At 64.8% G+C, this 26,258-nt stretch carries 23 protein-coding genes; 5 read left to right on the top strand and 18 right to left on the bottom strand.

Annotated elements, in window-relative coordinates:
- Together BMI89_RS10845 and BMI89_RS10840 are read left to right on the top strand one after the other, a co-directional pair.
- Positions 1 to 1,389 (top strand): pyruvate dehydrogenase complex E1 component subunit beta, encoded by a 1,389-nt coding sequence (locus BMI89_RS10845; RefSeq protein WP_078570935.1) that lies wholly within the window; start codon positions 1 to 3, stop codon positions 1,387 to 1,389.
- Between the two features lie 12 nt (positions 1,390 to 1,401).
- Positions 1,402 to 2,772 carry a pyruvate dehydrogenase complex dihydrolipoamide acetyltransferase gene (locus BMI89_RS10840; RefSeq protein ID WP_078570934.1) on the top strand — a complete coding sequence of 457 codons (1,371 nt, stop codon included), beginning with the start codon at positions 1,402 to 1,404 and terminating at the stop codon, positions 2,770 to 2,772.
- Between the two features lie 72 nt (positions 2,773 to 2,844).
- Here BMI89_RS10840 and BMI89_RS10835 read toward each other — a convergent pair whose 3' ends face one another.
- From BMI89_RS10835 to BMI89_RS10760, 16 genes are all read right to left on the bottom strand, one after another.
- The gene (locus BMI89_RS10835; RefSeq protein ID WP_078570933.1) at positions 2,845 to 3,285 is read right to left on the bottom strand and encodes a DUF4174 domain-containing protein; all 441 of its coding nucleotides are present in this window, start codon (positions 3,283 to 3,285) and stop codon (positions 2,845 to 2,847) included.
- 125 nt (positions 3,286 to 3,410) lie between these two features.
- Positions 3,411 to 4,217, bottom strand: a complete 807-nt coding sequence (gene cysE, locus BMI89_RS10830; protein ID WP_078570932.1) for a serine O-acetyltransferase — start codon at positions 4,215 to 4,217, stop codon at positions 3,411 to 3,413.
- A 29-nt stretch (positions 4,218 to 4,246) separates the two neighbouring features.
- A complete protein-coding gene (locus BMI89_RS10825; RefSeq protein WP_078570931.1) occupies positions 4,247 to 4,591 on the bottom strand; it encodes a hypothetical protein in 345 nt (114 codons plus the stop codon).
- Between the two features lies 1 nt (position 4,592).
- Complete coding sequence (locus BMI89_RS10820; RefSeq protein ID WP_078570930.1) at positions 4,593 to 7,058, bottom strand: glycoside hydrolase TIM-barrel-like domain-containing protein; 2,466 nt, start codon at positions 7,056 to 7,058, stop codon at positions 4,593 to 4,595.
- The gene (locus BMI89_RS10815) at positions 6,988 to 7,353 is read right to left on the bottom strand and encodes a hypothetical protein (RefSeq protein ID WP_246832016.1); all 366 of its coding nucleotides are present in this window, start codon (positions 7,351 to 7,353) and stop codon (positions 6,988 to 6,990) included. Before BMI89_RS10815 ends, BMI89_RS10820 begins: the two co-directional genes overlap by 71 nt.
- 157 nt (positions 7,354 to 7,510) lie before the next feature.
- Entirely contained in the window at positions 7,511 to 8,677 is a 1,167-nt protein-coding gene (mltG, locus tag BMI89_RS10810) for an endolytic transglycosylase MltG (protein ID WP_078570928.1), read from the bottom strand.
- Positions 8,677 to 9,939, bottom strand: a complete 1,263-nt coding sequence (fabF, locus tag BMI89_RS10805) for a beta-ketoacyl-ACP synthase II (protein WP_078570927.1) — start codon at positions 9,937 to 9,939, stop codon at positions 8,677 to 8,679. The genes mltG and fabF overlap by 1 nt, the downstream gene beginning before the upstream one ends.
- 122 nt (positions 9,940 to 10,061) lie before the next feature.
- A complete protein-coding gene (locus BMI89_RS10800) occupies positions 10,062 to 11,471 on the bottom strand; it encodes a GGDEF domain-containing protein (RefSeq protein WP_078570926.1) in 1,410 nt (469 codons plus the stop codon).
- A gap of 121 nt (positions 11,472 to 11,592) precedes the next feature.
- Positions 11,593 to 12,165: an RNA 2',3'-cyclic phosphodiesterase gene (gene thpR, locus BMI89_RS10795; protein ID WP_078570925.1), complete on the bottom strand. Its 573-nt coding sequence runs from the start codon at positions 12,163 to 12,165 to the stop codon at positions 11,593 to 11,595.
- A 106-nt stretch (positions 12,166 to 12,271) separates the two neighbouring features.
- On the bottom strand, positions 12,272 to 12,505 hold the full coding sequence (locus BMI89_RS10790; RefSeq protein WP_075775036.1) for an acyl carrier protein: 234 nt from the start codon (positions 12,503 to 12,505) through the stop codon (positions 12,272 to 12,274).
- Between the two features lie 254 nt (positions 12,506 to 12,759).
- Complete coding sequence (gene fabG / locus BMI89_RS10785; protein WP_078571083.1) at positions 12,760 to 13,497, bottom strand: 3-oxoacyl-[acyl-carrier-protein] reductase; 738 nt, start codon at positions 13,495 to 13,497, stop codon at positions 12,760 to 12,762.
- 221 nt (positions 13,498 to 13,718) lie between these two features.
- Positions 13,719 to 14,648: an ACP S-malonyltransferase gene (gene fabD, locus BMI89_RS10780; protein ID WP_078570924.1), complete on the bottom strand. Its 930-nt coding sequence runs from the start codon at positions 14,646 to 14,648 to the stop codon at positions 13,719 to 13,721.
- A 64-nt stretch (positions 14,649 to 14,712) separates the two neighbouring features.
- The gene (locus tag BMI89_RS10775) at positions 14,713 to 15,267 is read right to left on the bottom strand and encodes a sugar O-acetyltransferase (RefSeq protein WP_078570923.1); all 555 of its coding nucleotides are present in this window, start codon (positions 15,265 to 15,267) and stop codon (positions 14,713 to 14,715) included.
- An 81-nt stretch (positions 15,268 to 15,348) separates the two neighbouring features.
- Entirely contained in the window at positions 15,349 to 15,780 is a 432-nt protein-coding gene (locus tag BMI89_RS10770; RefSeq protein ID WP_078570922.1) for a glyoxalase superfamily protein, read from the bottom strand.
- Between the two features lie 298 nt (positions 15,781 to 16,078).
- On the bottom strand, positions 16,079 to 17,485 hold the full coding sequence (glnA, locus tag BMI89_RS10765) for a type I glutamate--ammonia ligase (protein ID WP_078520902.1): 1,407 nt from the start codon (positions 17,483 to 17,485) through the stop codon (positions 16,079 to 16,081).
- A gap of 71 nt (positions 17,486 to 17,556) precedes the next feature.
- Positions 17,557 to 17,895, bottom strand: coding sequence for a P-II family nitrogen regulator (locus BMI89_RS10760; RefSeq protein ID WP_075775041.1), 339 nt, complete (start codon positions 17,893 to 17,895; stop codon positions 17,557 to 17,559).
- A gap of 186 nt (positions 17,896 to 18,081) precedes the next feature.
- Between BMI89_RS10760 and BMI89_RS10755 the strand changes: the two genes are divergently transcribed.
- The 3 genes from BMI89_RS10755 (at position 18,082) to BMI89_RS10745 (ending at position 22,808) form a co-directional block, all read left to right on the top strand.
- The gene (locus BMI89_RS10755) at positions 18,082 to 19,647 is read left to right on the top strand and encodes an NAD(P)H-hydrate dehydratase (RefSeq protein WP_078570921.1); all 1,566 of its coding nucleotides are present in this window, start codon (positions 18,082 to 18,084) and stop codon (positions 19,645 to 19,647) included.
- Between the two features lie 129 nt (positions 19,648 to 19,776).
- Positions 19,777 to 21,507: a type I secretion system permease/ATPase gene (locus BMI89_RS10750; protein WP_246832015.1), complete on the top strand. Its 1,731-nt coding sequence runs from the start codon at positions 19,777 to 19,779 to the stop codon at positions 21,505 to 21,507.
- The gene (locus tag BMI89_RS10745; RefSeq protein ID WP_078570919.1) at positions 21,504 to 22,808 is read left to right on the top strand and encodes an HlyD family type I secretion periplasmic adaptor subunit; all 1,305 of its coding nucleotides are present in this window, start codon (positions 21,504 to 21,506) and stop codon (positions 22,806 to 22,808) included. The genes BMI89_RS10750 and BMI89_RS10745 overlap by 4 nt, the downstream gene beginning before the upstream one ends.
- Positions 22,809 to 22,992: 184 nt before the next feature.
- Here the strand turns inward: BMI89_RS10745 and BMI89_RS10740 are convergent, their stop codons facing one another.
- Both BMI89_RS10740 and BMI89_RS10735 read right to left on the bottom strand, forming a co-directional pair.
- A complete protein-coding gene (locus BMI89_RS10740; protein WP_078520906.1) occupies positions 22,993 to 23,598 on the bottom strand; it encodes a hypothetical protein in 606 nt (201 codons plus the stop codon).
- Positions 23,599 to 23,624: 26 nt separating this feature from the next.
- On the bottom strand, positions 23,625 to 26,042 hold the full coding sequence (locus tag BMI89_RS10735; protein WP_078570918.1) for a calcium-binding protein: 2,418 nt from the start codon (positions 26,040 to 26,042) through the stop codon (positions 23,625 to 23,627).
- Positions 26,043 to 26,258: the final 216 nt, after the last annotated feature.

Raw genomic sequence — 26,258 nt, 5'->3', positions numbered from 1 at the left:
ATGGCAACCAAGATTCTGATGCCCGCGCTCTCGCCCACGATGGAAGAGGGCACGCTGGCGAAATGGCTCAAGAAAGAGGGCGACGAGATTTCGGCCGGTGACATCATCGCCGAGATCGAGACCGACAAGGCCACGATGGAATTCGAAGCGGTCGACGAAGGCACGCTGGGCAAGATCCTCGTCGCCGAAGGCACCTCCGGCGTGAAGGTCAACGACCCGATCGCGGTGATGCTGGAAGAAGGCGAAGACGCCTCCGCCGCCGAAGAGGCCGAAGCGCCCGATACCGGGTCGGACGCCGCCGAGAGCGACGACGAAGGCGAGCCCGCGAAGGCCCCCGCTCAGGCGAAATCCTCGGACGACGACATGCCCAAGCCCGACACCACGCCGGATTGGCCCGAAGGCACGCCGATGAAGACGCAGACCGTCCGCGAGGCGCTGCGCGACGCGATGGCCGAGGAAATGCGCTCCGACGACACCGTCTTCGTGATGGGTGAGGAAGTCGCCGAATACCAAGGCGCCTACAAGGTCACGCAAGGGCTGCTCGACGAGTTCGGCGACCGCCGCGTGATCGACACGCCCATCACCGAGCATGGCTTCGCCGGTCTCGGCGTCGGTGCGGCTTTCGGTGGCCTGCGCCCGATCGTCGAATTCATGACCTTCAACTTCGCCATGCAGGCGATGGACCAGATCATCAACTCGGCGGCGAAGACGCTGTACATGTCGGGCGGCCAGATGGGCGCACCGATGGTGTTCCGCGGTCCGAACGGCGCGGCCGCCCGCGTGGCAGCCCAGCACAGCCAGGATTACGGCGCATGGTATGCCAGCGTTCCGGGCCTGAAAGTGGTGCAGCCCTACTCGGCAGCCGATGCGAAAGGCCTGCTGAAATCGGCGATCCGCGATCCGAACCCGGTGATCTTCCTCGAAAACGAGATCCTTTACGGGCGTTCGTTCGAGGTGCCGGATCTGGAGGACTTCACCATCCCCTTCGGCAAGGCGAAAATCTGGCGCGAAGGGTCGGATGTCACCATCGTCAGCTGGGGCATCGGCATGAGCCACGCTCTGGAAGCGGCCGACAAGCTCGAGAAAGAGGGCATCGACGCTGAAGTGATCGACCTGCGCACCCTGCGCCCGGTGGATTACGACACGGTGCTCGCCTCGGTGCGCAAGACCAACCGCTGCGTGACCGTCGAGGAAGGCTTCCCCGTGGCAAGCTTCGGCAACCACCTGTCGGCCGTGATCATGGAGCGCGCCTTCGACTGGCTCGACGCGCCGGTGATCAACTGCACCGGCAAGGACGTGCCCATGCCCTACGCGGCGAACCTCGAGAAAATGGCGCTCGTGACCTCGGACGAGGTCGTCGATGCGGTCAAAAAAGTCACCTACCGGTAAGGGGATAGCGCAATGGCAACCCAGATTTTGATGCCCGCCCTGTCGCCCACGATGGAGGAAGGCACGCTCGCGAAATGGCTCGTGAAAGAGGGGGACGAAGTCTCCTCTGGCGACATCATCGCGGAGATCGAGACCGACAAGGCCACGATGGAATTCGAGGCCGTGGATGAAGGCGTGATCGGCAAGATCCTCGTGGCCGAAGGCACGAGCGGCGTGAAGGTCAACGACCCGATCGCCGTTCTGCTGGAAGAAGGCGAGGACGCAAGCGCCGTGGACGAGGCCGAGAGCCCCGCCCCCGCCGCCGCCCAAGCTGAGGGCGCCGAGGACGCGGAAGAGACCAAGGAAGCCGACAACGCGCCCGCCGAGAAAAGCGGCGCGAAAACCGGTGGCTCGAAAGGTGCAAGCGCCGCACCGAAGACGGAAAAAGCGCCCGCCGCGCCGCAGGATGCGGATGGCAAGCGCGTCTTCGCCTCGCCGCTCGCACGCCGCATCGCCGCCGACAAGGGCGTCGATCTGGCCGCGCTCAAGGGCTCGGGTCCGAAAGGTCGTATCGTGAAGGCCGATGTCGAAGCCGCCGAAGGTGGCAAGGCAGCCCCGGCCAAGGCGGACGCTCCGAAAGCGGAGGCTGCGGCCCCTGCCCCGGCAGCGGCATCCGTCTCCTCCTCGACCATCGCGAAGATGTATGAGGGTCGCGAATACGAGGAGATCGAGCTTAACGGGATGCGCAAGACCATCGCCGCGCGTCTCACCGAGGCCAAGCAGACGATCCCGCATTTCTATCTGCGCCGTTCGGTCAAACTCGACGCGCTGATGAAATTCCGCTCGCAGCTCAACAAGCAGCTCGAGGGGCGCGGCGTGAAGCTCTCGGTCAACGACTTCATCATCAAGGCTTGCGCGCTGGCGCTGCAATCGGTGCCGGATGCGAATGCGGTCTGGGCCGGCGACAAGGTGTTCAAGCTGAAGCCCTCGGACGTGGCCGTTGCGGTCGCAATCGAAGGCGGGCTGTTCACCCCGGTGCTGAAGGATGCGGAGATGAAGTCGCTCTCGACGCTGTCCGCGGAGATGAAGGACCTCGCCACCCGTGCCCGCGACCGCAAGCTCGCGCCGCATGAATATCAGGGCGGCAGCTTCGCGATCTCCAATCTCGGCATGTTCGGGATCGAGAATTTCGACGCGGTCATCAACCCGCCCCACGGCGCGATCCTCGCTGTCGGCGCCGGGATCAAGCAGCCGGTCGTGAATGCCGAAGGCGAGATCGAAGTGGCGACCGTCATGTCGATGACGCTCTCGGTCGATCACCGTGTGATCGACGGCGCGCTCGGTGCGGAGCTGATGAAGGCGATCTGCGAGAACCTCGAGAACCCGATGCTGATGCTGGCCTGAGGCCACGCCATTTGCTGAAAATGACAGAAGGCCCGGACCGCTAGGTCCGGGCCTTCGTTTATCCTCAACAGATTAGTCGTCTCGCATCTCACGCTGACGCATCGGCATTGCGTCGATGGTGGCGAACAGCGTCTCAACCGGGATCGGCTCGGCGCGGTCCATCTTCACACCGCCATCCTTGCCGATCAGCAGCATCCGGAATCCGTCGACCCCGAGCTTGTCGCGCAACGCGCCGCCCGCGTTCGGCGCGGTATCGGCCAGCACGGTGATGTCGCGCTCGGCGACACCATCCGCTTGCGCGGTCACCATCTTGCGCGCCGCGCGAAACTGCGGATCGGCCTCCGAATTGGCAAATATCAGCACCACGCGGCGATCCCAGCGATAGGGCGCGAGATCGCTCTGATCGGCTGGCAGCGTCTGCAGTTCCCTGCTCGCGCTGGCGCTGGCGCTGGAAAGCCCCATCGGCGCGCAAACGAGAAGGGCCGAAAGCCCAGTCATCCAAATCGGTTTCATGTCGCTCTCCTGTGATCTGTCAGTAGAGCTACGCCCCAAGCCCCTGCCCGGGTTCACTTTGGTCAAAGCCAGTCATGAAAAAAGCGGGGCCGAAGCCCCGCCTGTCTATTCCATGAGAGATGCGCTCACTTGCTGTGCAAAAGCTGATCCATCTCGCGCGCGGGACGGTCGCAGCCCGCCTCGCCGACGATCTTCGCGGGCACCCCGGCCACGGTCTTGCAGCACGGCACGTCTTCCAGCACCACCGAGCCCGCCGCGATCCGGCTGTAATCGCCAACATGGATATTGCCGAGCACCTTCGCGCCAGCCCCGATCAGCACGCCATTGCCGATCTTCGGGTGACGCTCCTCGTCTTCCTTGCCGGTCCCGCCAAGCGTCACCGAATGCAGCATCGAGACATTGTCGCCCACGACAGCCGTTTCCCCGATCACGATCGAATGGGCATGGTCCATCATGATGCCGCGCCCGATCCTCGCGCCGGGATGTATGTCCACGCCGAACAGCTCGGAGGTACGCATCTGCACGAAATAGGCCATGTCGCGGCGACCGTTCGTGAACAGCCAATGCGCGATCCGGTAGCTTTGCAGCGCCTGAAACCCCTTGAAGAACAACAGCGGCTGGATCAGCCGGTGGCAGGCCGGGTCGCGCTCGTGCACGGCCACCAGATCGGCCCGCGCCGCCTGCCCCAAGGCAGGATCGGCAGCGAAAGCTTCCTCGGCGATCTCGCGCAGAAGCTGCTCGCTCATCTCCGCCGAGGCCAGTTTCATCGAGAAACGATAGGCCAGCGCCCGTTCGAACGTCGGGTGATGCAAGAGCCCGGCATGGATCAAGGACCCCAGAAGCGGCTCGTCACGCACCGCAGCCCGCGCCTCGTCGCAAATCTGCGTCCAGACCGGATCGACGGTTGCAACCTTGGCCATCTGCTTGTTCATCGGATTACTCCCTCTTCGCGCGCAAGAACTTAACACATAGGCTTTCCGGCGAATAGAGGAAGGGACGTTTCGTCATTTCGCTTAAGGGGCTGTCGCGTCAAGCGCCACGCGGCCATCCCCGCACAGACACAGCTCAGCGCGTGCAGATAACGCGGATCGCCCGGCCCGGCCTTCGCCCGAGGCAGGCCCAACGCCATGCTCAGAACCGAGCCGTTCCCCCAGTGCGGATGCGCGCGGCGGAATCGCTTGCAATAGAGGTCCGCCGCGTGAACCCGGTCGAGGAGTCGCTGAAGCTGGTCCGGACGCTGCTCATCGGGCCAAAGCATCACCACCCGCGCGAGCGCCATCAGATCGCCGTCCAGCACCGCGCGCATCTCACCCGGTCCAGGTCAGCGGTGCTGGCAACCCCGGCCCGAAGACATCCGATATCTGCGCCACCTCGAAGCTCGGCGCGCCGATCATCCCGTCTTCCTTGCGCTCTGCCGCGCCATAGGTCCAATCCGGTGCGCTTACGACAACCTCGCGCCGGATCGCCTGCCCCTCAAACACCCGCACCCGATAGCGCTCCGACACCTCGCCCAAAGGCACGTCCAGCGCCTCCCAGTCGTCGCCCCCGATCCGCGTCCGCCGCACCCAACTCAGCCGCAGATCCCCGCCCAGCGACTGCGCGCACAAATGACAAGGCGACAAGGGCCGCAGCCCGATGCCCGCAAAGGCTTGAACCGTATGAATATAGGAGGGATCATCATAGCCACGACCGGCGGGCCCCACCCGGTAGTGACGCGCTTGATTTCGCGCCGACGGCGGCACCTCGATCTGGCGCGGCGTCCCGTCGAGCAGCACGACCACCGAACCTTCCGGCCACGCACCGGGCATCAGCGCATCGCTCCCAGCCTGCCCGCGCAAGCGCATCGAGACATCCCAGACGCCCGGCTCGACCGGCTCGGCGGCCCGGAACTGGAACACCTCCCAGCGATCAGACGAGCCATCCCCGATCGCCATCGCGTTCAGCCCCGCCAACACACCCTCTTCGCTCACGCTCTCCAATGCCCCCGACAGCATCTTCACCCGCAGGCTCGGCCCGCGATCCCAGAGCCCGGTCTGCGCATGCGGCAAGATTGTCTGTGTCACACCGATCGCCGCTTGGGTTTCGGCCTTGGTATTAAGCGCATAGCCCGCATCCTCCAGCGCCGAATACAGCGCGGCCGCCCCCGGCCAGGGGCTGGCCGTGGCGGCCAGATGCGGCGCATAAGGGTCTTCCGTACCTGTCAGCAACGGCAAATCAAGGAATACCGGCGTCACCGGCACAGGCGGCGTGAAGCTCTCGATCCGCGCCACCTCGTCGGTTTCCTCCGAGGCCTCATAGATCCCCGGCTCGACCCGGACCGCCTCCACGCGGATCGCCTCGGCACGCTCCATCCGGTCGATCCGGTAGCGCCGCGCGCCCTCCTCGGTCTGCAGCACCACGACATCCCCCGGCCCGAGCCACCCCATCGACGGCGGAAGCGTGAACTGCGCCGTATCGCGCGCCACCCGCGCCTCCGAGAGCCAGCGGTTCACGACACGCATTCCCTCCGCCCGCGTCAGCGCCAGAGGCGCCTCGCTCGCAGAGGCGGGACCGTTTTCCTCGTCGGGAAAAATCGCCTCCACGGCGCGGGTCTCGAAGCTACCATCGGCCTCGACATAGGCCAGTCGCACGCGCCCCGCGATCTCCGCCTCCGGCGCACGACGCGTCTCAAGACTCTGATCGTCGCCATCCAACGCCAGCAGCGGAGGCAGCACCTCCGCATCGACCGACGCATCGCGCATCCGGAACACCAGCACCCCGTCGCGCTCCACCGCATCGAAACCGTAGATCAGGCTCAGCGTCTGCAGCGCACCGCGCGGTGTGATCCCCCCGGGCATCGCATATCCGCGCACCACCCCGTGCAGCGCGCTCACATCGAACACTTCGACCCCCGCGAGCGCACAAATCTCGCCTACGACATGCGCCAGAGGCTGCGCCGTCGCCCGCCCCGAAATCCAATGCCCCCGCGCGTAGTTCGCCGCGTCGTCCCATACCTCCGGCAGACCGGGAAATTGCGGATAGGGCCGCACATCCCACGCCCAGACATGGGCGCGCGCCATATCCACCATCGGACCGCCGTAATATTCCGAAATCGGATTGTTGGCCGCTTCCCCCCAATACTCGGTCATCGCCCGCAGATATTGCATCTGGATGTAGTCATCGCGCCGCCCATCCGAGTAATGCGGCAGCGCGCTTTCCGAGCTTTTCGGATCGAGGAACTTGTTCGGCTCGTTCGTCCCCTTGTCGATCGCCGCACAGCCCAGCTCATCGACCCAGGCCGCGTCGAATTGCGGGCCCCGCAGCGACTCGGGCTCATAGGCCGAGAAGGCCTGCGCCGTGGCCCCGTTCGGCCAGACGAGCCGGCGCCGCACCGCCTCCCAGTCGGGCCTGCGGTCGGGCGGAGAGCAGGCCAAGATCCCGCTCTCCCCCATCACCATCACATCGCGCACCTGATCGAAGGTCTCGCCGACCAGCGCCACGCGCCGCGCCTTTCCGGGGTCGAGCGGGCGTGCGCCTTCCACCTGCGCACGCACCCACTCGGCCCCGGCCCGCGTCTTGCCCGCGCCGCGTCCGCCCATGATCACCCAGGACTTCCAATCCCCTTCGGGCGGAAGCTGATGATCCAACGCCCAGAATTCGAAGATCCAGGGCAGCGCGAGCAATGCATTGTCGTCGAGCCCGTCTAGAAACGCCTCGACGCTCTCAGGCTTCGCGGAGGCGAGCCAGGCGGCGCCCGATTTCAGCTCTGGCGGCATCGAAGTCGAGCGCGCCATCGCGTCCGGCGGCGACACCTGCCAGCTGTCTGCGGAGTTTCTCGACACGCGATCGTTCCTCCATCACCAAATGAAAAGCGGTGCGGAGGTCCTTGACCGCCTGCACCGCCGCTTTCGCCTCGGATATGTCGCCGCGCCGCACCCCCTGCAGCGCCTGCGCCAGCTCCTCGGCCACGTCCCGATAGAGCGCTTCGGTCTGATCCAGAAGATCGACCGGCGCCCCCGCCTCGTTCACTTTGTTGTCTTGCATCACTGACGAACCCACCCGTTCCAAGTTGGTCCGTTCGAGAGACATGAAAAAACGCCGTCGGGTTTCCCCGCGGCGCTTGCCCACTTCTCCTAGCATGTCAGATATCTACCCGAGAGCGTTCGCAAAGTCAAGCTCTAAATTCTGGGTTGTGCGCTCCAGTCAAAAAAGAACCCCGGCGCAAACCGGGGTTCTTTCTGATTTATCAGTTGCTTGACGCATCTTCCTGACGCTGCTTCTCGATCTCGCGCCACTTCGCTACATTCTTGTTATGCTCCTCGATCGTGCTCGAGAACGCATGTCCGCCGGAGCCATCGGCCACGAAGAACAGGTAGTCGGTCGAATCGGGATGCATCGCCGCCTCGATGGCCGCCTTGCCCGGATTCGCGATCGGTCCGGGCGGCAACCCGTCGATGACATAGGTGTTGTAGGGCGTGGCCTTGCGCAGCTCGGACTGGCGCAGACCGCGGCCCAGCACACCCTTGCCTTCGGTCACACCGTAGATCACCGTCGGGTCGGTCTGCAGCCGCATCCCCTTCTCGAGGCGGTTGATGAAGACGCTCGCCACTTCCGGGCGCTCTTGCGGCACACCGGTTTCCTTCTCGACGATCGACGCCATCGTCAGCGCCTGCTGCGGATTGTCATAGGGCAGCCCCTCGGCGCGTCCGTCCCAGGCATCCGCGAGGATCTTCGACTGGCGATCTGCCATCAGACCGATCAGCGCCTGCCGGTCGGCCCCGCGCGTCACCTCGTAGCTGTCAGGTGCGAGCGTGCCTTCGCCCGGCACCCCGTCGATCTTGCCCGACAGGAAGCTCGCTTCCTGCAGTCCCTGCACGATCTGCCAGCTGGTCACACCATCGACCACCGTCACGCGGGTGCGGACATCGGCACGGTCGGCCTTGTCCTCGAACCCTTCGGGCGGCTTCTCGCTCTCGGGATTGTATTCCGCTACCTTCTGATAGTCGCCCGTGGTCGGGTCCAGCTCGCGCAGCAGCACTTCGTTGCCGTTCACCCCGATCCGGAACACCAGTTCCGACCCGCAGGTCGACGGACCACCGGAGGTGATCTGCCCGACGATGGACTGCATCGAGGCGTTCGGCTCGATCAGGTAGGAGCCGAATTTCAGCTTGTCGGCCTTTTCCTCGTACTGCGCACCCGTGCGGAACAGATAGGAGGACGAGATCGCCCCCTTGTCTTTCAGACTGGACGACACGCCCTGCAGGCTTTCGCCCGGCGCGACGCGCAGGCACATCGCCTCGGCCAGCGGGCCGGGCTCGACATATTGGTTCTTCGCCCAGGCGACCAACCCGCCAAGCGCGACGAGAATAACGATCAGCAGCGTCAGGAAATTCGAGACGATGTTACGCCACATCAGCTATCCACCTTGCCCATCACGAGGCTCGCATTGGTGCCACCGAAGCCGAAGCTGTTGGACAGCGCGACGTCGATCTTGCGCTTGACCGCAGCCTTCGGCGCGAGGTCGATCACGGCCTCTTCCGGCGGATTTTCCAGATTCAGCGTCGGCGGTGCGATCTGGTCGCGGATCGCAAGGATCGAGAAGATCGCCTCCACCGCACCGGCAGCGCCCAGCAGGTGGCCGACCGACGACTTGGTCGAGCTCATCGTGGCCTTGCTTGCCGCGTCGCCCAGCAGGCGCTGCACCGCGCCCAGCTCGATCACGTCGGCCATGGTCGAAGTGCCATGCGCGTTGATGTAATCCACCTGATCGGGGTTCAGATCGGCCCGCTCCAGCGCGGCTTTCATCGCGCGGAAGCCGCCATCGCCATCTTCGGACGGCGCGGTGATGTGATAGGCATCGCCCGACAGGCCATAGCCCAGTACCTCGGCATAAATCTTCGCGCCGCGCGCCTTTGCGTGCTCGTATTCCTCCAGCACGACGCAGCCCGCGCCCTCGCCCATCACGAACCCGTCGCGATCGGCATCCCACGGACGGCTCGCAGCTTCCGGCTCGTTGCCGCGCTTCGTGGACAGCGCCTTACAGGCGTTGAAGCCCGCGATCCCGATCTCCGAGATCGGGCTTTCCGCGCCGCCCGCGACCATCACATCGGCATCGCCCAGCATGATCAGACGTGCCGCGTCACCGATCGCATGCGCGCCGGTCGAACAGGCGGTCACGACCGCATGGTTCGGCCCCTTGAAGCCGAACCGGATTGAGACCTGCCCCGAGACGAGGTTGATCAGCGCGCCCGGAATGAAGAACGGGCTCACGCGGCGCACGCCCTTTTCCTTGATCAGTACGGCCGTGTCCGCGATCGAGCTGAGACCGCCGATCCCCGAGCCGATCATCACACCGGTGCGCAGACGGCTTTCCTCGTCCTGCGGCTCCCAGCCGGAATCCTTCACCGCCTGCGTCGCCGCGGTCATCCCGTAGAGGATGAAATCGTCGACCTTGCGCTGCTCTTTCGGCTCCATCCAGTCATCGGCATTGAACGTGCCGTCGGACCCGTCGCCCAGCGGAACCTCGCAGGCGTATTTCGTGGTCACATTGGACGCATCGAAGCGCGAGATCGCGCCCGCCCCCGATTGTCCCGCGATAAGCCGCGACCAGGTCTCCTCGACGCCGCAAGCCAGCGGCGTGACCATTCCCAGACCCGTGACTACTACCCGACGCATGCCCGACCTCTTTCTCAGCCAAATATCTTGGCAGACCTGATACACGGGGGCGCGCAAAGGCGCAATCATAACCCATTGTGACAAGCGGGTTGTCGTTCAGCGCAGAACTGCGCGCGAGGGCGCTAGCGCATCGGCGCGCGAACCGGTTCAGGCTGCCGGGCCGGACGCTTCGGCGCAGCCAGCGGCGCCCGCCCGGTGGTCAGGGGTGGCAACGCCTGCGCGGTACAGCGCATCTGAGCGGTGGGCGGCGCCAGCAACACCCGGTCGCGCCCGCCATTCTTCGCCGCGTAGAGCGCCCCGTCGGCGCGCGCATAGAGGCTCCGCAGCTCCTCGCCGCGCTCCCATTCGGCCACCCCGATCGAGACAGTGACCTGCAGCGCCGCGCCGTACTGATCCTCGAAACGCAGCCCCGCCACACAGGCGCGCAGCCGCTCCGCCACTTCGAGCGCCTCGACCAGCCCTGCCCCCGGCAGGATCACCGCGAATTCCTCGCCGCCGACCCGCGCCATCGTATCCTCCAGCCGCAGCTGCGCCCGCATCGCCCGCGCCGTGCGGCGCAGAACGCGATCGCCCAGAGAATGCCCACCCAGATCGTTGATCCGCTTGAAATGGTCGAGGTCGACCATCAGCGCCGTGAAAGGCACCTGCTCGCGCATCCCCTGCGTGAAATACTGCGCGAAACGCCGCCCGAGCATCTCTCGGTTGAACAGCCCCGTCAGCCCGTCGCGCATCGCCCGGTTCACCAGCTCCCGCTCGGCCTTGCGCCGTGCATGATCCACCCGCTCCAGCGAGACGGCCATCAGGATGATCAGCCCGATATTCACCCCCACGATGGTCGCGACCAGCAACAGCAGCTCCGCGCGCACCTGACTTCCCTGATCGCTGAGCAGGTAGAACGTGCCCAGCAGGAAGGGCGCGACGACCCCCAGAAGCATCTGCGCCCGTGCCTGCCGTCCCGAGGCATGCTCGTTGAGCAGCACCCGCATCACCCCACGATCGCTGCGGCAGATGAGCCCCGCATAGGCGAGACACATGATCGCCAGCGCCGCCCCGATCGACACGCCCTCCGCCAGCCGACTGGTCGCGATACTGTGCGACAGCAGGTACATCAAAGCGCCGCCGAACACCGTCAGATAGGCAATCGTTCCAAACAGATAGGCGCCCGCCTCCAGCGCGAAGAACCCCGCCGCGGTGATCCCCAGGAGCGCGGCCGCGCCTCCCCCGATCGCCCCCGGGCCGCTCAGGTCATAGACCTCTGCAAAGTTCGAGAACAGGCACAGCAACAGCGTTCCCGCCGCCAGCCCGCGCGCCACATTCGGCGCCTCGCGCCGAAACGCGATAGCCCCCGCCATCGCCAGAATTGCCAGCGCCGTCCACGCGCCCATCGCGTTCCACGACGTGAGCGCGCGACCGACCATGTCCGCACCCGACAGCGCGGTGGCTACCTGCGCCAGCAGAGCCAACCCCGCAAGCGCGGCGGCGAAAACCAAAAGAGGACGGATCAGAACCCGAGCCCGGCGAAACACAGACATAACGTGACCTCAACTGCGCGGGCAGAAGGGCATTTTTCATAAGGCACCCGCGACCTCTCCAAGGGACGCCTAATTCGTTAACGAAGGGTTAACAGCCGCGCGGGCACGATTGCACTTTCGGTCAGGTCTTCGCGAATTGCACAGATTTTTCATCCGGATAGCGCATCAACACCTCATGCCGTGGCGGCCCGTGTCCCAGCGTGGACTGGATCAAGGCCACCTGCTCGGGCGTGAAAGCGGGCAGCTTCACAGCGCCTTCCGCCGCCATGAGTCGCCCCAGCCGCAGCAAATCCCCCGGGGATGCGCGCTTGCCGAACCGCGCCAGGGTGACATGCGGACGAAACCGCCGCCGCGGCAGGTCGATCTCCGCCAGACGCGCAGCGCCCATCACCGCACGATGCCAGCGATCGAGGTTGGGATCGGGATGCACACTCAGAACCAGCGCCTCCGGTCGCGCGGCACTGCCGAAAATCTCCAGCCCCGCCAGCACCACCTCCGGCCCGGGCGCCAAGTCGATGGCCCGCAGCCCCTCGTCCAGCGCCTCGAGCTGGCCTGCGTCGATCTCGTCGAGAAAGGCCAGCGTCAGATGCAGGTTCTCGGGCTGCACGATCCGACCCGCACCCAGAGCCTGCTGCAACCGCTCGATGGCCTCGACATGCGCGTCGGGCAGCTCGATCGCGACGAAACTCCGCATCTACCCTCCCCCCAACGCATGCGCGCGTCTTGCGCAAAAGAAAAGCGGCGCTCCGGTTCCCCGAAGCGCCGCCCTTAACTCTCTCTCAGCGTCAGTCGTAAAAGGCTTACTGCGCTTCCGAGATGAATTTCACCGCATCGCCGACGGTCTGAATGTTCTCGGCGGCGTCATCGGGGATCTCGATGCCGAACTCTTCTTCGAAGGCCATGACCAGCTCGACCGTGTCGAGGCTGTCCGCACCGAGGTCGTCGATGAACGAGGCGCTCTCAGTGACCTTGTCCTCTTCCACGCCGAGATGCTCCACGACGATCTTCTTCACGCGATCAGCGATGTCGCTCATGTCAATTCCTCAAAGTTTATAGGGCCTAGCCCGTTCATGCTTGCTCGAATACGAGCGTCTCAACCCGCGCGCCCCGGGTCAACCCGAAGACCGCAATTCAGAGCTGTGGCGACCCGCCAAGCTCATCTGCTGCGCTCTTAGCGATTGCGATGCGCCATGGCAAGACGTTTCTCTAGCCTAGCAAACGCCTTAGTGCCGTTGGGTCACAAAGCTGTGTCACGCCAGCCGCAGTCAGAATTTGACCGGCATTGCGCTCAGGCCATCGTCCCGCCGCCATTGACGTGCAGCACCGCACCGGTGACGTAGCCCGCCTCGGGACTCGCGATGTAGCGCACCGCAGCCGCGATCTCTTCGGGCGTGCCCATGCGCCCGGCCGGGATACCCGACAGGATCGCGTCCTTCTGGGCATCGGTGAGCTTTTCCGTCATCGGCGTCTCGATGAAGCCCGGCGCCACGCAGTTCACCGTCACACCGCGCGTCGCAACTTCCTGCGCGAGCGATTTCGACGCGCCGACGAGACCCGCCTTGGCGGCCGCATAGTTCACCTGACCGGGGTTGCCGGTCTGCCCGACAACGGAGGTGATGTTGATGATCCGGCCCCAGCGCGATTTCATCATCGGGCGAAGAACCGCGCGCATCAGGCGGAACGCCGCCGTCAGGTTCACGTCGATCACCGATTGCCAATCCTCGTCCGACATCCGCATCGTCAGCTGATCCCGCGTGATGCCAGCATTGTTCACGAGGATGTCGAGACCACCCATCGCCGCGATCGCCGCTTTCGGCAGCGCCTCGACCGATTCCGGATCGCTCAGATTCGCGGGGCAGACATAGGCGCCCTCGCCCAGCTCGGCAGCCAGTGCCTCGAGCGGCTCGACCCGCGTGCCCGACAGTGCCACCGACGCACCGCCCGCATGGAGGGCTCGCGCGATCTCGGCGCCGATCCCGCCAGAAGCCCCGGTGACAAGCGCGCGTTTGCCTTTCAGATCGAACATCATGCTACCTCTTATCTAAGTTGGCGCTCTCTTAGCAGCGAATGCGCCGTTAGGGAACTCTAAGTGCCACACGCCATGGTTGCGCGCATCAAAGCGACAGGCGCATCGCGATCACAAACGTATGAAAAAGCCGACCAATTCGCTTTCGAACCGGTCGGCCTAAGCTTCCTCTTGGCGAAAATATCCCAGGGGGTCCGGGGGAGGATCCCCCGGCGCGGCCCTCAGCCTTTCAGCGCAGCGATGTCCTCCGGCGTGCCGACCGCGCGGCAGGTCACCTCTTTCGCGATCCGGCGGATCATGCCCGACAGCGCCTTGCCGGCGCCGATTTCCCAGATCTCGTCGACGCCCTGACCGGCCATCCACGCCACGCTCTCGCGCCAGCGCACCGAGCCCGTGACCTGCTCGACCAGCAACTCGCGGATCAGGGCCGGGTCGCTCACCGCCTCGGCGCGGACATTGGCGACCAGCGGCACCACCGGCGCCTTGATCTCGACACCCGCCAGAGCGGCATCCATCGCATCGGCGGCGGGTTGCATCAGCGCGCAGTGGAACGGTGCGGAGACCGGCAGCATCACGGCGCGCTTCGCGCCCGCTTCCTTGGCGAGCACCGTGGCGCGCTCGACCGCCGCCTTGTCGCCCGAGATCACGACCTGACTCGGATCGTTATCATTCGCCGCCTGACAGACCTCGCCCTGCGCCGCCTCGCCCGCGACTTTCGACGCGGTCTCGAAATCGAGCCCGAGGATCGCGGCCATCGCGCCCACGCCCACCGGCACCGCCGATTGCATCGCATCGCCGCGCACCCGCAGCAGGCGCGCGGTATCGGCCAGGCTCAGCGACCCCGCCGCGCAAAGCGCCGAATATTCGCCCAGCGAGTGACCCGCGACATAGGCCGCGTCAGTCACCGCATAGCCCTCGGCCTCCAGCGCGCGCAGGGCTGCGATCGAGGTCGCCATCAGCGCGGGCTGCGCGTTGGCGGTCAGCGTCAGCTCGTCCTGCTCGCCTTCCCAGATGAGCGAGCTCAGCTTTTGCCCGAGCGCGTCATCGACCTCTTCGAACACCGCTTTCGACGCGGGATAGGCGTCGGCCAATGCCTTGCCCATGCCGATGACCTGTGCGCCCTGACCGGGGAATACGAATGCGCGGCTCATGCCTGATCCTCCTGATTGATCTTTGGTTTCCCTTAGCGAGAAGGGCGCGGCGGGGCAAGTTTCGCTAAGCCTTGCCGATGATCCGCGCCGGGTTACCCGCGACCGTGGCACCGGCAGGTACATCGCGCGTCACGACGGCCCCCGCACCGATCAACGCGCCATCGCCCACCGTGATACCCGGCAGAAGGATCGCGCCGCCGCCGATCCAGACATCTTCGCCGATCCGCACGGGCCGTCCGAATTCCAGCCCCGTCCTGCGCGCCTCCGGATCGCGCGGATGATCGGCGGTCAGGATCTGCACCTTCGGCCCGATCTGCGTCCGATCGCCGATCGTGACCGCAACCACATCGAGAATGACACAGTCGTAATTCAGGAAAACCCCGGCCCCCAGCCGGATATTGCTGCCGTAATCGCAATGAAATGGTGGGCGGATACGCGCGCCCTGCCCCACGTCCGCGAACAGCTCCGTCAGCTGCGCGTGGCAGTCCTCGGCACTATGCGCGACGGTAGCGTTGAACCGATCCATCCACGCAGCAGCCCGTGCCACATCGGCTTCGATCTCCGGGCCCTCGGCGCGATACAATTCGCCCGCCAGCATCTTGTCCTTCTCAGAGCGCATGATCCCTCCCCGCCATCTCGCCGGACGATCCTGCCCCAGCCGCGCGCAAAGAAAAAGGGGCGCTGGATGCGCCCCTTCTGCTCAGTCCAGTTCGAGATGCGCGACCCCGTCGGAGCGCCGCCCGATCGAACGCCCATCCGCGCCGATGGTCGCACGCACGCGCCGCCGCATCGAGGAAAAGGCCGGGCTTTCAACCACATCGACCGGCTCGTCCAGCGCGATCTCGATGTCGTAATGGGTCGCGCCCTTGCGGCGCAGCGCATGGACGCGCCCGCTCACCGGATGGCCCAGATAGCGCCCGCGCACCGTATCGCCCAAGGCATAGCCCGGCGTTTGCGTCGCGGGTTCGGCGCGCTTGAGCGCCGCCACCATCGTGTTCCAATCGGCATGACCCGCCGCCTGCGCGGTCAGCTCATAGGCTTTCGACAGCGCAACGGGATTGCCCGCGCGCGCCATCGCATCGGCCAGACGGCGCGCCTGCGCCTTCACGTCTTTCACTGTATTCACAGTCATCGTCTCGTCTCCACGGGGATAATCCACCGCCTCGGGGCCCGCATTGCCGAAGAGCCCCCGAAAGAATGGAGAGCGATCGTGAACCGGATTTCACCAAGGGAAACACCCCGCGGGCGGCAGGCATCCGGCAGCCAAGGCCCGACAGATGGGCGGCGCGGGTGCGTCTGTCAAGTGGCGGGGCCTTACCCGGCGTCCGCCGATGCGAAACCGCCATATCGGAGGCCCAAAGATATCTCAGGCTCAAAAGCGAAAGGGGCGCCCGACCGGACGCCCCTTCCCATCACTGTCCCTCTCCCGTTTAGCAGGAGTAGTAGTACTTGTATTCCACCGGGTGGGGGGTGTGCTCGAACGCGTACACTTCTTCCCACTTGAGCGCGATGTAGCCCTCGATCTGGTCCTTGGTGAACACGTCACCGGCCAGCAGGAACTCGTGATCGGCTTCCAGCGTCTCGAGCGCTTCACGCAGCGAGGCGCAAACGGTCGGGATCGAGGCCAGTTCTTCCGGCGGCAGATCGTAGAGGTCCTTGTCCGAGGACGGGCCCGGATCGATCTTGTTCTTGATGCCGTCGAGACCAGCCATCAGCAGAGCCGAGAAGCACAGGTAGGGGTTCGCCGACGGATCGGGGAAACGGGCTTCGACGCGCTTTGCCTTGGGGGATTCAGCCCACGGAATACGGACACAACCCGAGCGGTTGCGAGCCGAATACGCGCGCAGAACCGGAGCCTCGAAGCCCGGGATCAGACGCTTGTAGGAGTTGGTCGACGGGTTGGTGAAGGCGTTGAGCGACTTCGCGTGCTTCAGGATGCCGCCGATGAAGTACAGCGCTTCCTGCGACAGGTCGGCGTATTTGTCGCCTGCAAACAGCGGCTTGCCGTCCTTCCAGATCGACATGTTCACGTGCATGCCGGTGCCGTTGTCGCCCGCGATCGGCTTCGGCATGAAAGTCGCCGATTTGCCATAGGCGTGCGCCACGTTGTGGATCACGTATTTGTACTTCTGGATGTCGTCGGCCTGCTTGGTCAGCGTCCCGAAGATCAGGCCCAGCTCGTGCTGGCACGAAGCCACTTCGTGGTGGTGCTTGTCGACCTTCATGCCCATGCGCTTCATGGTCGAGAGCATTTCCGAACGCAGGTCCTGCGCGTCATCCACCGGGTTGACCGGGAAGTAGCCGCCCTTGACGCCCGGACGATGGCCCATGTTGCCCATCTCGTAATCGGTGTCGGTGTTCCAGGCTGCGTCGAGCGCGTCGACCTCGTAGGAGACCTTGTTCATCGAGACCGAGAACTTCACGTCGTCGAAGAGGAAGAATTCCGCTTCCGGACCGAAGAAGGCCGAGTCACCGATGCCCGAGGCGACGAGATAGGCTTCGGCCTTCTCGGCGGTGCCGCGCGGGTCGCGGGCATAGGGTTCGCCGGTGTCGGGCTCGACCACGGTGCAGTGCACGCACATGGTTTTCTCGGCGTAGAAGGGGTCAATATAGACCGAGGACGCGTCCGGGATCAGTTTCATGTCGGACTGATCGATCGACTTCCAGCCCGCGATCGAGGAGCCGTCGAACATGAAGCCTTCTTCGAAGAAATCTTCGTCGACCTCGGTATGCATCAGCGTCACGTGCTGCAGCTTGCCGCGCGGATCGGTGAAGCGAACGTCGACGTATTCGACGTCTTCGTCCTTCATCAGTTTGAGAGCGTCCTTGATGCTCATGTCACATTACCCTTTCGTTGAGCTTGGGTTATCCCCGGACCCGCAACGAGGCCCGGCGGGAATGGCGGAAGTTACAGCGCGTCGTCGCCCGACTCGCCGGTGCGGATACGGATCGCCTGCTCCATCGGAGAGACGAAGATCTTGCCGTCGCCGATCTTCTCGGTGCGCGCGGCATTCGTGATCGCTTCGATGGCGGCGTCGACGAGGTCGTCGGGCAGCACCATCTCGATCTTCACCTTGGGCAGGAAATCCACGACATATTCGGCGCCGCGATAAAGCTCGGTATGGCCCTTCTGGCGTCCGAACCCTTTCACCTCGATCACCGAAAGGCCCTGAATACCAACTTCCTGAAGTGCTTCTTTCACTTCATCGAGTTTGAAGGGCTTGATGATCGCCTCCACCTTTTTCATGCCGCCGACTCCTCCATCAGGTCTTCGTTCCGACCCCCTCAGACCACTTTCCCAAAGCCCCCGCAATCGGCTAGGCTGGACGGGAGCGGAATGGGGATCGGAATTCCGAAAGCCGCGCCCGCAATTCGTGCAAGTAGCACAAAAAAGCAGCAGTTTGAAAACGATTCCTTTGAAGACCCGAGGACCATGCCCGAAATCCTGACCGCGAGCCAAATGCGCCAATGCGAACGCGCCGAGATCGAGAGCGGCGCGGTGACGGGCCTTGAATTGATGGAGCGCGCCGGTGAAAGCGTCGTCACGGCGATCTTCTCGCGCTGGCCCGATCCGGGGCCGTCGCAGGCGGTGGTGCTGTGCGGACCGGGCAATAATGGCGGCGACGGCTGCGTGATAGCGCGTCTTCTGGCCGAGCGCGGCTGGACCGTCGCCTGCTACGCCTATGGCGACCCGACCCGCCTGCCCCCCGATGCGCAGACCAATCACGACCGCTGGGCGCAGATCGGCGCGGTCCTGCCCTGGGATGATGCCGCGATCGAGGACCGGATCGACGAGATGGAGGGCGGGCTGGTGATCGACGCGCTGTTCGGCACCGGCCTGACCCGCCCGATGCCCGACGACACCGCGAAGACATGGCGCGGGATTTATCCGCGGCGCTTTTCCAATCCCTCGGGACCGCGCCCGCGCTTTGTCGCGGTCGATATTCCCAGCGGGATTTCCTCGGATAGCGGGCGCAATCTCGGCGGCGCTTTCCCCGCCGATCTGACGGTCAGCTTCCACCGCGCGAAATGCGGCCATTACCTCGACCCCTCGGACGGGCCCGACCGGCCCGGCGGCGGCGCGTCGATGCGCGGCCATCTGGTCGTGACCGATATCGGGCTGCCGCAGGATGCGACCCCCGGCGCCGCGCGGCTGATCGACCGCCCGTCGAATTTCCTGATGAAGCAGGCGGGCCACAAATACAGCCACGGTCATGCGCTGGTGCTCTCGGGCGGCGCGGGCAAAGGCGGGGCTGCACGGATGGCGGCGCGCGCGGCGCTCAGGATCGGCGCGGGGCTGGTGACGCTCGCCTGCCCGCCCAAGGCGCTGACCGAGAATGCCGCCCATCTCGACGCGATCATGCTGAGCGCCCTGCCCGACGCCTATAGTTTGCGCGGGATGCTGGGCGACGAGCGGCTAAACGCGCTCTGCCTCGGCCCCGGTCTGGGCATGGCGCGCGCGCAGGAGATGGTGCTGGCCGCGCTTTGGGGCAAACGGGCGACGGTGCTCGATGCCGATGCGCTCAGCGCCTTTGCCGAGGATCCGAGCGTGCTCTTCGGCCAGCTCCATGAGGCCTGCGTGCTGACCCCGCATCCGGGCGAGTTCAAACGGCTGTTCCCCGATCTGGCCGAGAAGCTGTCGGGCGACGACCCGACCTACTCCAAGCTGGACGCAACCCGCGAAGCCGCTGCGCGCGCGGGCTGCACGGTGCTGCTCAAAGGGGCCGACACCGCGATTGCGGACCCCGACGGGCGCGTGGCGCTGCATTCGGCGACGCAGGACCGCGCAGCGCCTTGGCTTGCGACCGCGGGCGCAGGCGATGTGCTGGCGGGGCTGATCGCGGGGCTGCTTGCACGCGGGTTCAAACCCTTCGACGCCGCGACCTCCGCCGCCTGGCTCCATGTCGAGGCCGCGCGCAGGTTCGGCCCCGGCCTGATCGCCGAGGACCTGCCCGAAGCGGTCCCGCAGGTGCTGCGCGCGCTGATGGCGCAGGGTTGACGCTACCCGCGCGCCCGGCTGCCCGCGCAGCTTTTTCGACCCGCCTCGCGCAAAATTGATATCAATCAATGATACCCCTCACCGCGTCGTGAAAATGAACGCGGGGATACGCAACTTTGGGGTATTGGCGTGGGACTTTCTTCTTCGGGCGCGCGGTCGGAAATGCGGCGCGCTTTTTCCGGGAGCCGGGGGCTGATCGGCTCGGCTGTTCTGTTCAGCTTTTTCACCAATCTTTTGCTGCTGACCGGGCCGCTTTTCATGTTGCAGGTCTATGACCGGGTGATCGGTTCGCGCTCGGAAGAGACGCTGGTCGCGCTGTTCGGCCTCGTGGTGTTCCTCTACCTGTTCTACACCATTCTGGAATTCGTCCGTGCCCGCGTGATGGCGCGGGTCGGCGCACGGCTTCACGCCAACCTCTCCGACCGGGTCTTCCGCGCCTCGCTGGAGCGCGCAGCGCTCGGGCGCACCGACAAGGGCGCGAGCGCGTTGCAGGACCTCGATGCGGTGAAAACCGTCTTCGCCTCGCCGGTGCTGCTGTCGCTCTTGGACATTCCGTGGACGCCGGTCTTCGCCGCGGCGATCTTCATCTTCCACCCGCTTCTGGGCTGGCTGGCGCTGGCGGGCGGTGCGCTTTTGGTCGTGACCTCGCTGCTCAACCACTGGCTCACCCAGACCCGCCTGACCGAGGCGCAGGGCACCTCTTTCGCGGGCAACCAGATCGCGCGTCAGGTCGAGGACGGGGCCGATTACCTCTGGGCGCAGGGCATGGGAGAGACCATGCGCGCGCGCTGGCAGGACACCCAGACCGAAGGTCAGCGCAAGATGCTGCGCGCGGCCGACTGGACCGGCGCGTTCGGCGCATTTTCCAAGGGCTTCCGGATGCTGCTGCAATCGGCAGTGTTGGCGGTGGGCGCCTATCTGGTGCTGCAACATGAGATGACGGCGGGCGCGATCATCGCGGGCTCGGTCCTGCTGGGCCGCGCGCTCGCCCCGGTCGAGCAGGTGCTGGGCCAATGGACGCTGCTGCACCGCGCGCGCAACGGCTGGGCCGCGCTGCGGGCGTTTCTGGGCTCGGTGCCCGAGGCGCGCAAGCCGACCGAACTGCCCGCGCCGACCGGCAATCTCTCCGTGCGCGGCGTCTCGGTCTCGCGCAAGCGCGGCGAGCGTCCGATCCTGTTCAATGTCAGCTTCGATGTCGCGCCGGGCGAAGCCATCGGCGTGATCGGCAAGAGCGGCTCGGGCAAGACGACGCTGGCGCGGGCGCTTGTGGGTCTCGTCTCGCCCACTGCGGGCGAAGTGCGCCTCGCCGCCGCCAAGCTCGACCAATACAGCCCCGAGCGGCTGGGCCAGTTCATCGGCTACCTGCCGCAGGTGGTGAAAACCTTCGATGGCACCATCGCCGAGAACATCGCGCAGATGGCGCAATCTCCGGATGCCGAGCGGGTCGTGGCCGCCGCAAAGAAAGCGCATATCCACGAGATCATCCTGCAACTGCCCAAGGGCTACGACACCCATATCAGCGCGCGCGACGCGCAGCTTTCGGGCGGCCAGCGCCAGCGGCTGGGTCTGGCCCGCGCGCTCTACAACGATCCGGTGCTTCTGGTGCTCGACGAGCCGAACTCGGCACTCGATTCCGAGGGCTCCGAGGCGCTGAACGCCGTGGTGAAGGCGATGACCGAGGAAGGTAAATCGGTCGTGCTGATGACCCACCGCACCAATGCGATCAAAGCCTGCTCGCGCCTCGTGATCCTCGAAAGCGGCCAGATCACCGCGCAGGGGCCGCGCGACGAGGTCATCCAGTCGATGATCAAGAACGCGCAGGACGTGCAACGGATTCTGACGATGAGGGCCGAGAAATGAGCAAATCCTCCGATTTCGCAAATAGCCGACTTCTGCTCGCCGCAGGCTTCGGCGCGATCACCCTCCTCGTCGGCGGCATGGGCGCCTGGAGCGTCGGCGCGAAGATCAACGGCGCGGTCGTGTCGCGCGGCGTGGTCAAGGTCGAGAGCGAACGGCAGGTGATCCAGCACCCCGATGGTGGCGTCGTGGGCGAAATCCTCGCCCATAACGGCGATCAGGTGCATGCGGGCGACGTGCTGCTGCGCCTCGACGGGACCTTCCTGCGCTCGGAGCTTGCGATTGTGCAGGCACAGCTTCTGGAGATCGCGGTGCGCAAGGCCCGGCTCGCCGCCGAGCGCGACGATCTGGCAAAGGTCGATTTTACCGTATTGCCCGACTTCCCGATGCTCGATCCCGAGCAGGTCGCCCAGCAACGCGAGGGCCAGAGCAACCTCTTTGCCGCGCGTCAGGCGACGATGGCCAAGAAGATCAACCAGCTACGCGAGCAACAGCAGCAGATCGAAAAGCAGATCGAAGGCGTCGAGGCGCAGCGCGTCTCGCTAATGGAGCAGCTCGACCTCGTGTCGCAGGAGCTGAAGGACAAGCAGAGCCTTTATGAACGCAAGCTGATGGAAGCCTCGCGCGTGCTCGCCACCCAGCGCGAACATGCCAAGCTGACCGGCGAGATCGGGCGGTTGAACTCGGTCATCGCGGAGGCCCGCGTGCGGATCTCGTCGCTCGAGATCGAGGTGGTGGGCCTGTCCGAGGATCGCCGCGAGGCCGCGATCACCCAGCTGCGCGACCTGCAATATAACGAGATTTCTCTGGTCGAACGCGAAAACACCCTGCGCGAGAAGCTCGCACGGCTCGACGTGCGCGCGCCGGTCGATGGCGTGGTGTTCGGCTCGCAGGTCTTCGCGCTGCAATCGGTCATCCAGCCGGCTCAGCCGATGATGTTCCTCGTGCCGAGCGATCAGCCGCTCTACGTCTCGGTCCGCGTCGATCCGACGAGCATCGATCAGGTCTATTCCGGCCAGCAGGTCTCGCTGCAATTCTCGACCTTCAATCGCCGCACCACGCCCGCGATCCCGGCCGAGGTGCTGCGGGTCTCGCCCGACGTGCAGACTGACGAGGCGAACCGCGAGACCTATTACGAGGCGACGGTGGAGCCCGACCCGGAAGCGCTGACCGCCCTGCCCGAGGTCAAGCTGATGCCCGGCATGCCGGTGGAAGCCTTCCTCAAGACTGACGCGCGCACGCCGCTCTCCTACCTGACCCAGCCGCTGACGGTCTATTTCAACCGCGCCTTCCGGGGGGAATGAGGGGGGCCAAGGGTTCCGCTTCACGCAGCGTCCCACACGATCAAGATGAACGGCCCGGCGAGGTATCCTGCCGGGCCCTTTTCGTGATCGGGGTCAGGTTACTGCGCCGCGAGGGAGGAAAGAGAAAGGCCCGGCGGATCGCTCCGCCGGGCCTTTCCGGTACCACTGATGAAAGTGGGGTCGGTCAGGGCGTTTGCGTGGTGATGAACGCCCCGGTGAACGCATCGTTCGTCACCCCGTCATCAAGCGTGCCGTCTGCATAGCCAGCAATATTGTCGGGCAGCGTTGCTCCGCTCCCGCCAACGAATTCGCCGTCGAGCAAAATCGAGGTGGTGTAATCGGTGCCACCGTTGGAGAGCGTCCCATCGAGGCTACCTCCGAAGGTATCGGCCGTCCCGACAACGCCGCTATCGGTGATCGTCCCGCCGGAAAGCGTAAGCGAGCCGGTATAGGCGTCCTTCGTCGAGTGCTGGAAATTAGTCGCCGAGCCGGTGACCGTCCCGCCCGAGAAATTCGCGTCGAGCGATAGCTCGCCGATTAACGTCCCGCCGCTGTCAAGGTCGCCCTTGACGTAACCGGTGTAGCTGGCCGTACCCGAATTCGGCACATCGTCGCGTCCGCCAGTCACATCCCCGGTACTCAGATCCACGACCCCAGCCGCCGCCGTATCGGCGCGCGCCACGAGTTCCGCATAGGTGGGGGCGGTGTTGACCGTGGTTCCGCTGCCGCCGCAGGCCGAGAGAGTGGCGGCCGCAGCCGCCAGTGCGATGAAAGTTACTTTGTTGTTCATTCGTATTGTCCTTCTAGAAACCCGGATCAGACGCTCACGAGCGTCATGTCGGCGACAAATTGATCGACAGTTGTGAAATCATCCTCGGTGATCAGGCTCACATCCACATCGCGCAGGATCATCCGGTCGTCACCTGCGGTGATTTGAGTGCCCGTCGTGCGGTAGCTGGTGATCTCGAGGTCGGCGAAGGTCAGCCCCCCGTCGAGTGCGATCATGTCGACCCCGTCTTCGAAGTCGTAGACGATGTCGAGCGTGGTGCCCTCTGCGAAGACGAACCCATCCGCGTCCAGACCGCCATAGAGACGGTCGAGCCCGGCACCCCCGTCGAGCAGGTCGGTGCCCGCAAGGCCGTAGAGGATATCGTTTCCGCCCAGCGCCGTGATGATGTCGTCGCCCGGGGTCCCCATCAGCGTCTCGCTCGCATCGGTGCCGATGATCTCGTTGGGGCCCGTTGTGCCCGGATCATCGCCCGCACCCGGGTTGGCCAGAAGGAAGTCTTCCTCCATGACAAGCCCTCCGCTCGGCCCGAGATCGCCCGCCACGTCGGTCAGCGTCGCGATCAGAACCGGGTCGGCACCGATTTCGGCCCCATCCGTGTCGAGGTAGATTTCAAGATTGGTCCCATTCACCACTTGCGAGATGTTGTCGGCGAAATTCGTGTCCGAGACGCCCAGCCCGATCAGGCCGATCGCATCGGTGCCAACTTCGAAATCGCTGATCGTGCTCGCGGTCAGCGGCACGCCCCCGACCGAGGAGCCGTAGCTGAGCACGAAGAGATCGGTGCCCGCGCCGCCCGTGAAGGCGTTCGAGCCGATCCCGACAAGGAAATCATTCCCGTCCGTGCCGACGACATTGGCCCCGACCGCGTAGGGCGTGACTAGCTCGTAATCCATCAGCAGCTCGGCGCTGTAGATCGTCGCGGGCTTGATGTCGCCCTTGATGTAGACCGCCATATCGAAGCCGTCGGAATAGTTCATCCCGTTGACAGACACCTCGCCGGGCTTGTCCTGCCAGCCCGAGCTGACCGAGAGCGGCTGGGCGGGATAGCCCCAATCGAGCAGGTTGATCACCGTCTGGGTCTCTGCGCCGACCTCGTATTTCACCTCGTCATTGGTGGGAGGCGGCTCGTCGCTCGGGTCGATCGGGATCACCACCGAGGGCAGATCCTGCCCATATTTGTCGGTCTTCAGACGCCAGCGCGGACCGCTATCGGCATATTCGGTGCCATCTTCGTTCAGCACCGGCTCGAAGGGCTCGCGGTCCATCGTGGTGTACCAGGCATTGGTGAAGCCCGCCGCCCCATCCTCGGCCCCGATCGTCGCGAGATCGCTCGCTGCCCATTGCTGCGCCAGAAGATCGTCGCGCAGGATCGTGCCTGCCTCGTAGAGCGTGCCATCCCCCGCATAGTAGTCATCGGCGGTGATCCAGACCTCACGGGCGCCCTGCCCGTCGAGGTTGTAGTCCGGCACGATGATATATTCCGGCAACGTGCCGATCGCGGCCTCGTTCTCGAAATCCTCGGGACGGATCTGGTCGTTGGGGTTGTTGGTGATCGTATGATGCACGACCAGCTCGGCCTCGGTCACGTGGTAGATGTTACGCAGCGAGGTGTAGGGGTTATACTCGCTCCACTCGTCGGGCAGGTCCATCGTCGCTTCAAGACGCACGTCATTGGGCTTCTTGATCGTGTTACCCCAGCGATAGAGCAGCTTTCCGTCATCCTTCAGCGTCACCGAGTAGTCGCTGCTGACCGCGATATTGCTGTCGATCTCGGTTTCGTTGGCGGAGAGGATATCCTTGATGTCGACCTTGCCGTCACCGTTGGTGTCGGTGATCGTGATGCCTTCATATTCTCCCTCGAGCAGGCCGCGCACCGACTTCCCATCATATTCACCGCCGACGATGAAAAGCTCGTCGTCGAGCGGATAGAGCGCCTCGGTATCCCCCGGGAAACGCTGGTCCGACAGGATGTTCTGCATCACGACGTAATGCTCGGTCGAGGCCTTCACCGTGTTGCCGCCCAGACCCGCGAGCCAAGTGCCGTACACGGCGGGCGTCTTGAACGTGTCGGTGGGTGAATCCGAGATAACGAGACCAAGCTGATTGCCCTCGGAGTCGTAGACATCACCCGCCCAACCCTCGGCATAGTCGCCATCGAGCTCTTTCTGCTCGGCATTCTGAAAATCACTGACGTAATAGCCGAATTCACTGTCGATCGGATAAAGCGTCACGCCCTCCTTGGTGGTCTTGGTATCCTCGGGATCGTTCGGATCGTCGACGGTATCAAAGACCGCCTGCGGGTCTTCGGAGTTCCCGACCGTCATCCCGTCGAAGGTCACCGTGATATCCGCCGTGCTGAAAACATGCGACGAACGGAACATCGGGTCGGTGTTCAGCGGTTCGTCCCAATCGTCGACGTTACTCGGGTCAATTTGTGTCGCCATATCTGCGTCCCCTCTATCCATATGAGCGAACCGATGACCCCTCAGGCACCTGCCCTCCCGTCATCCGCCGCGTCCCCACGTCAAATGGCGTCCAGTCAGGAAATAGAGACTTATCTCTCTGATTTCACTGCGAATTTACCGTCAGCCACGGCTCACATTCCCGTGAGTTCTTCGTGATTCGCATTGATGTGTGTCAACGAAATCGAGAGGAGATGG

The sequence above is a fragment of the Thioclava sp. F36-7 genome, assembly GCF_002020075.1.
Lineage (GTDB): Bacteria > Pseudomonadota > Alphaproteobacteria > Rhodobacterales > Rhodobacteraceae > Thioclava > Thioclava sediminum.
This window is presented reverse-complemented; position numbering and strand designations above follow the sequence as displayed.

Excerpts from the sequence above, each read along its gene's own strand:
- fabF (WP_078570927.1), bottom strand. The coding sequence starts at position 9,939 with ATGCGTCGGGTAGTAGTCACGGGTCTGGGAATGGTCACGCCGCTGGCT.
- BMI89_RS10790 (WP_075775036.1), bottom strand. The coding sequence starts at position 12,505 with ATGAGCGACATCGCTGATCGCGTGAAGAAGATCGTCGTGGAGCATCTC.
- BMI89_RS10760 (WP_075775041.1), bottom strand. The coding sequence starts at position 17,895 with ATGAAAAAGGTGGAGGCGATCATCAAGCCCTTCAAACTCGATGAAGTG.
- fabG (WP_078571083.1), bottom strand. The coding sequence starts at position 13,497 with ATGTTCGATCTGAAAGGCAAACGCGCGCTTGTCACCGGGGCTTCTGGC.
- BMI89_RS10740 (WP_078520906.1), bottom strand. The coding sequence starts at position 23,598 with ATGAACAACAAAGTAACTTTCATCGCACTGGCGGCTGCGGCCGCCACT.
- BMI89_RS10840 (WP_078570934.1), top strand. The coding sequence starts at position 1,402 with ATGGCAACCCAGATTTTGATGCCCGCCCTGTCGCCCACGATGGAGGAA.
- BMI89_RS10825 (WP_078570931.1), bottom strand. The coding sequence starts at position 4,591 with ATGCGCGCGGTGCTGGACGGCGATCTGATGGCGCTCGCGCGGGTGGTG.
- BMI89_RS10775 (WP_078570923.1), bottom strand. The coding sequence starts at position 15,267 with ATGCGCTCTGAGAAGGACAAGATGCTGGCGGGCGAATTGTATCGCGCC.
- BMI89_RS10770 (WP_078570922.1), bottom strand. The coding sequence starts at position 15,780 with ATGACTGTGAATACAGTGAAAGACGTGAAGGCGCAGGCGCGCCGTCTG.
- glnA (WP_078520902.1), bottom strand. The coding sequence starts at position 17,485 with ATGAGCATCAAGGACGCTCTCAAACTGATGAAGGACGAAGACGTCGAA.
- cysE (WP_078570932.1), bottom strand. The coding sequence starts at position 4,217 with ATGAACAAGCAGATGGCCAAGGTTGCAACCGTCGATCCGGTCTGGACG.
- BMI89_RS10815 (WP_246832016.1), bottom strand. The coding sequence starts at position 7,353 with ATGTCTCTCGAACGGACCAACTTGGAACGGGTGGGTTCGTCAGTGATG.
- BMI89_RS10820 (WP_078570930.1), bottom strand. The coding sequence starts at position 7,058 with ATGGCGCGCTCGACTTCGATGCCGCCAGAGCTGAAATCGGGCGCCGCC.
- BMI89_RS10835 (WP_078570933.1), bottom strand. The coding sequence starts at position 3,285 with ATGAAACCGATTTGGATGACTGGGCTTTCGGCCCTTCTCGTTTGCGCG.
- fabD (WP_078570924.1), bottom strand. The coding sequence starts at position 14,648 with ATGAGCCGCGCATTCGTATTCCCCGGTCAGGGCGCACAGGTCATCGGC.
- BMI89_RS10800 (WP_078570926.1), bottom strand. The coding sequence starts at position 11,471 with ATGTCTGTGTTTCGCCGGGCTCGGGTTCTGATCCGTCCTCTTTTGGTT.
- BMI89_RS10745 (WP_078570919.1), top strand. The coding sequence starts at position 21,504 with ATGAGCAAATCCTCCGATTTCGCAAATAGCCGACTTCTGCTCGCCGCA.
- BMI89_RS10845 (WP_078570935.1), top strand. The coding sequence starts at position 1 with ATGGCAACCAAGATTCTGATGCCCGCGCTCTCGCCCACGATGGAAGAG.
- mltG (WP_078570928.1), bottom strand. The coding sequence starts at position 8,677 with ATGTGGCGTAACATCGTCTCGAATTTCCTGACGCTGCTGATCGTTATT.
- thpR (WP_078570925.1), bottom strand. The coding sequence starts at position 12,165 with ATGCGGAGTTTCGTCGCGATCGAGCTGCCCGACGCGCATGTCGAGGCC.
- BMI89_RS10735 (WP_078570918.1), bottom strand. The coding sequence starts at position 26,042 with ATGGCGACACAAATTGACCCGAGTAACGTCGACGATTGGGACGAACCG.
- BMI89_RS10755 (WP_078570921.1), top strand. The coding sequence starts at position 18,082 with ATGCCCGAAATCCTGACCGCGAGCCAAATGCGCCAATGCGAACGCGCC.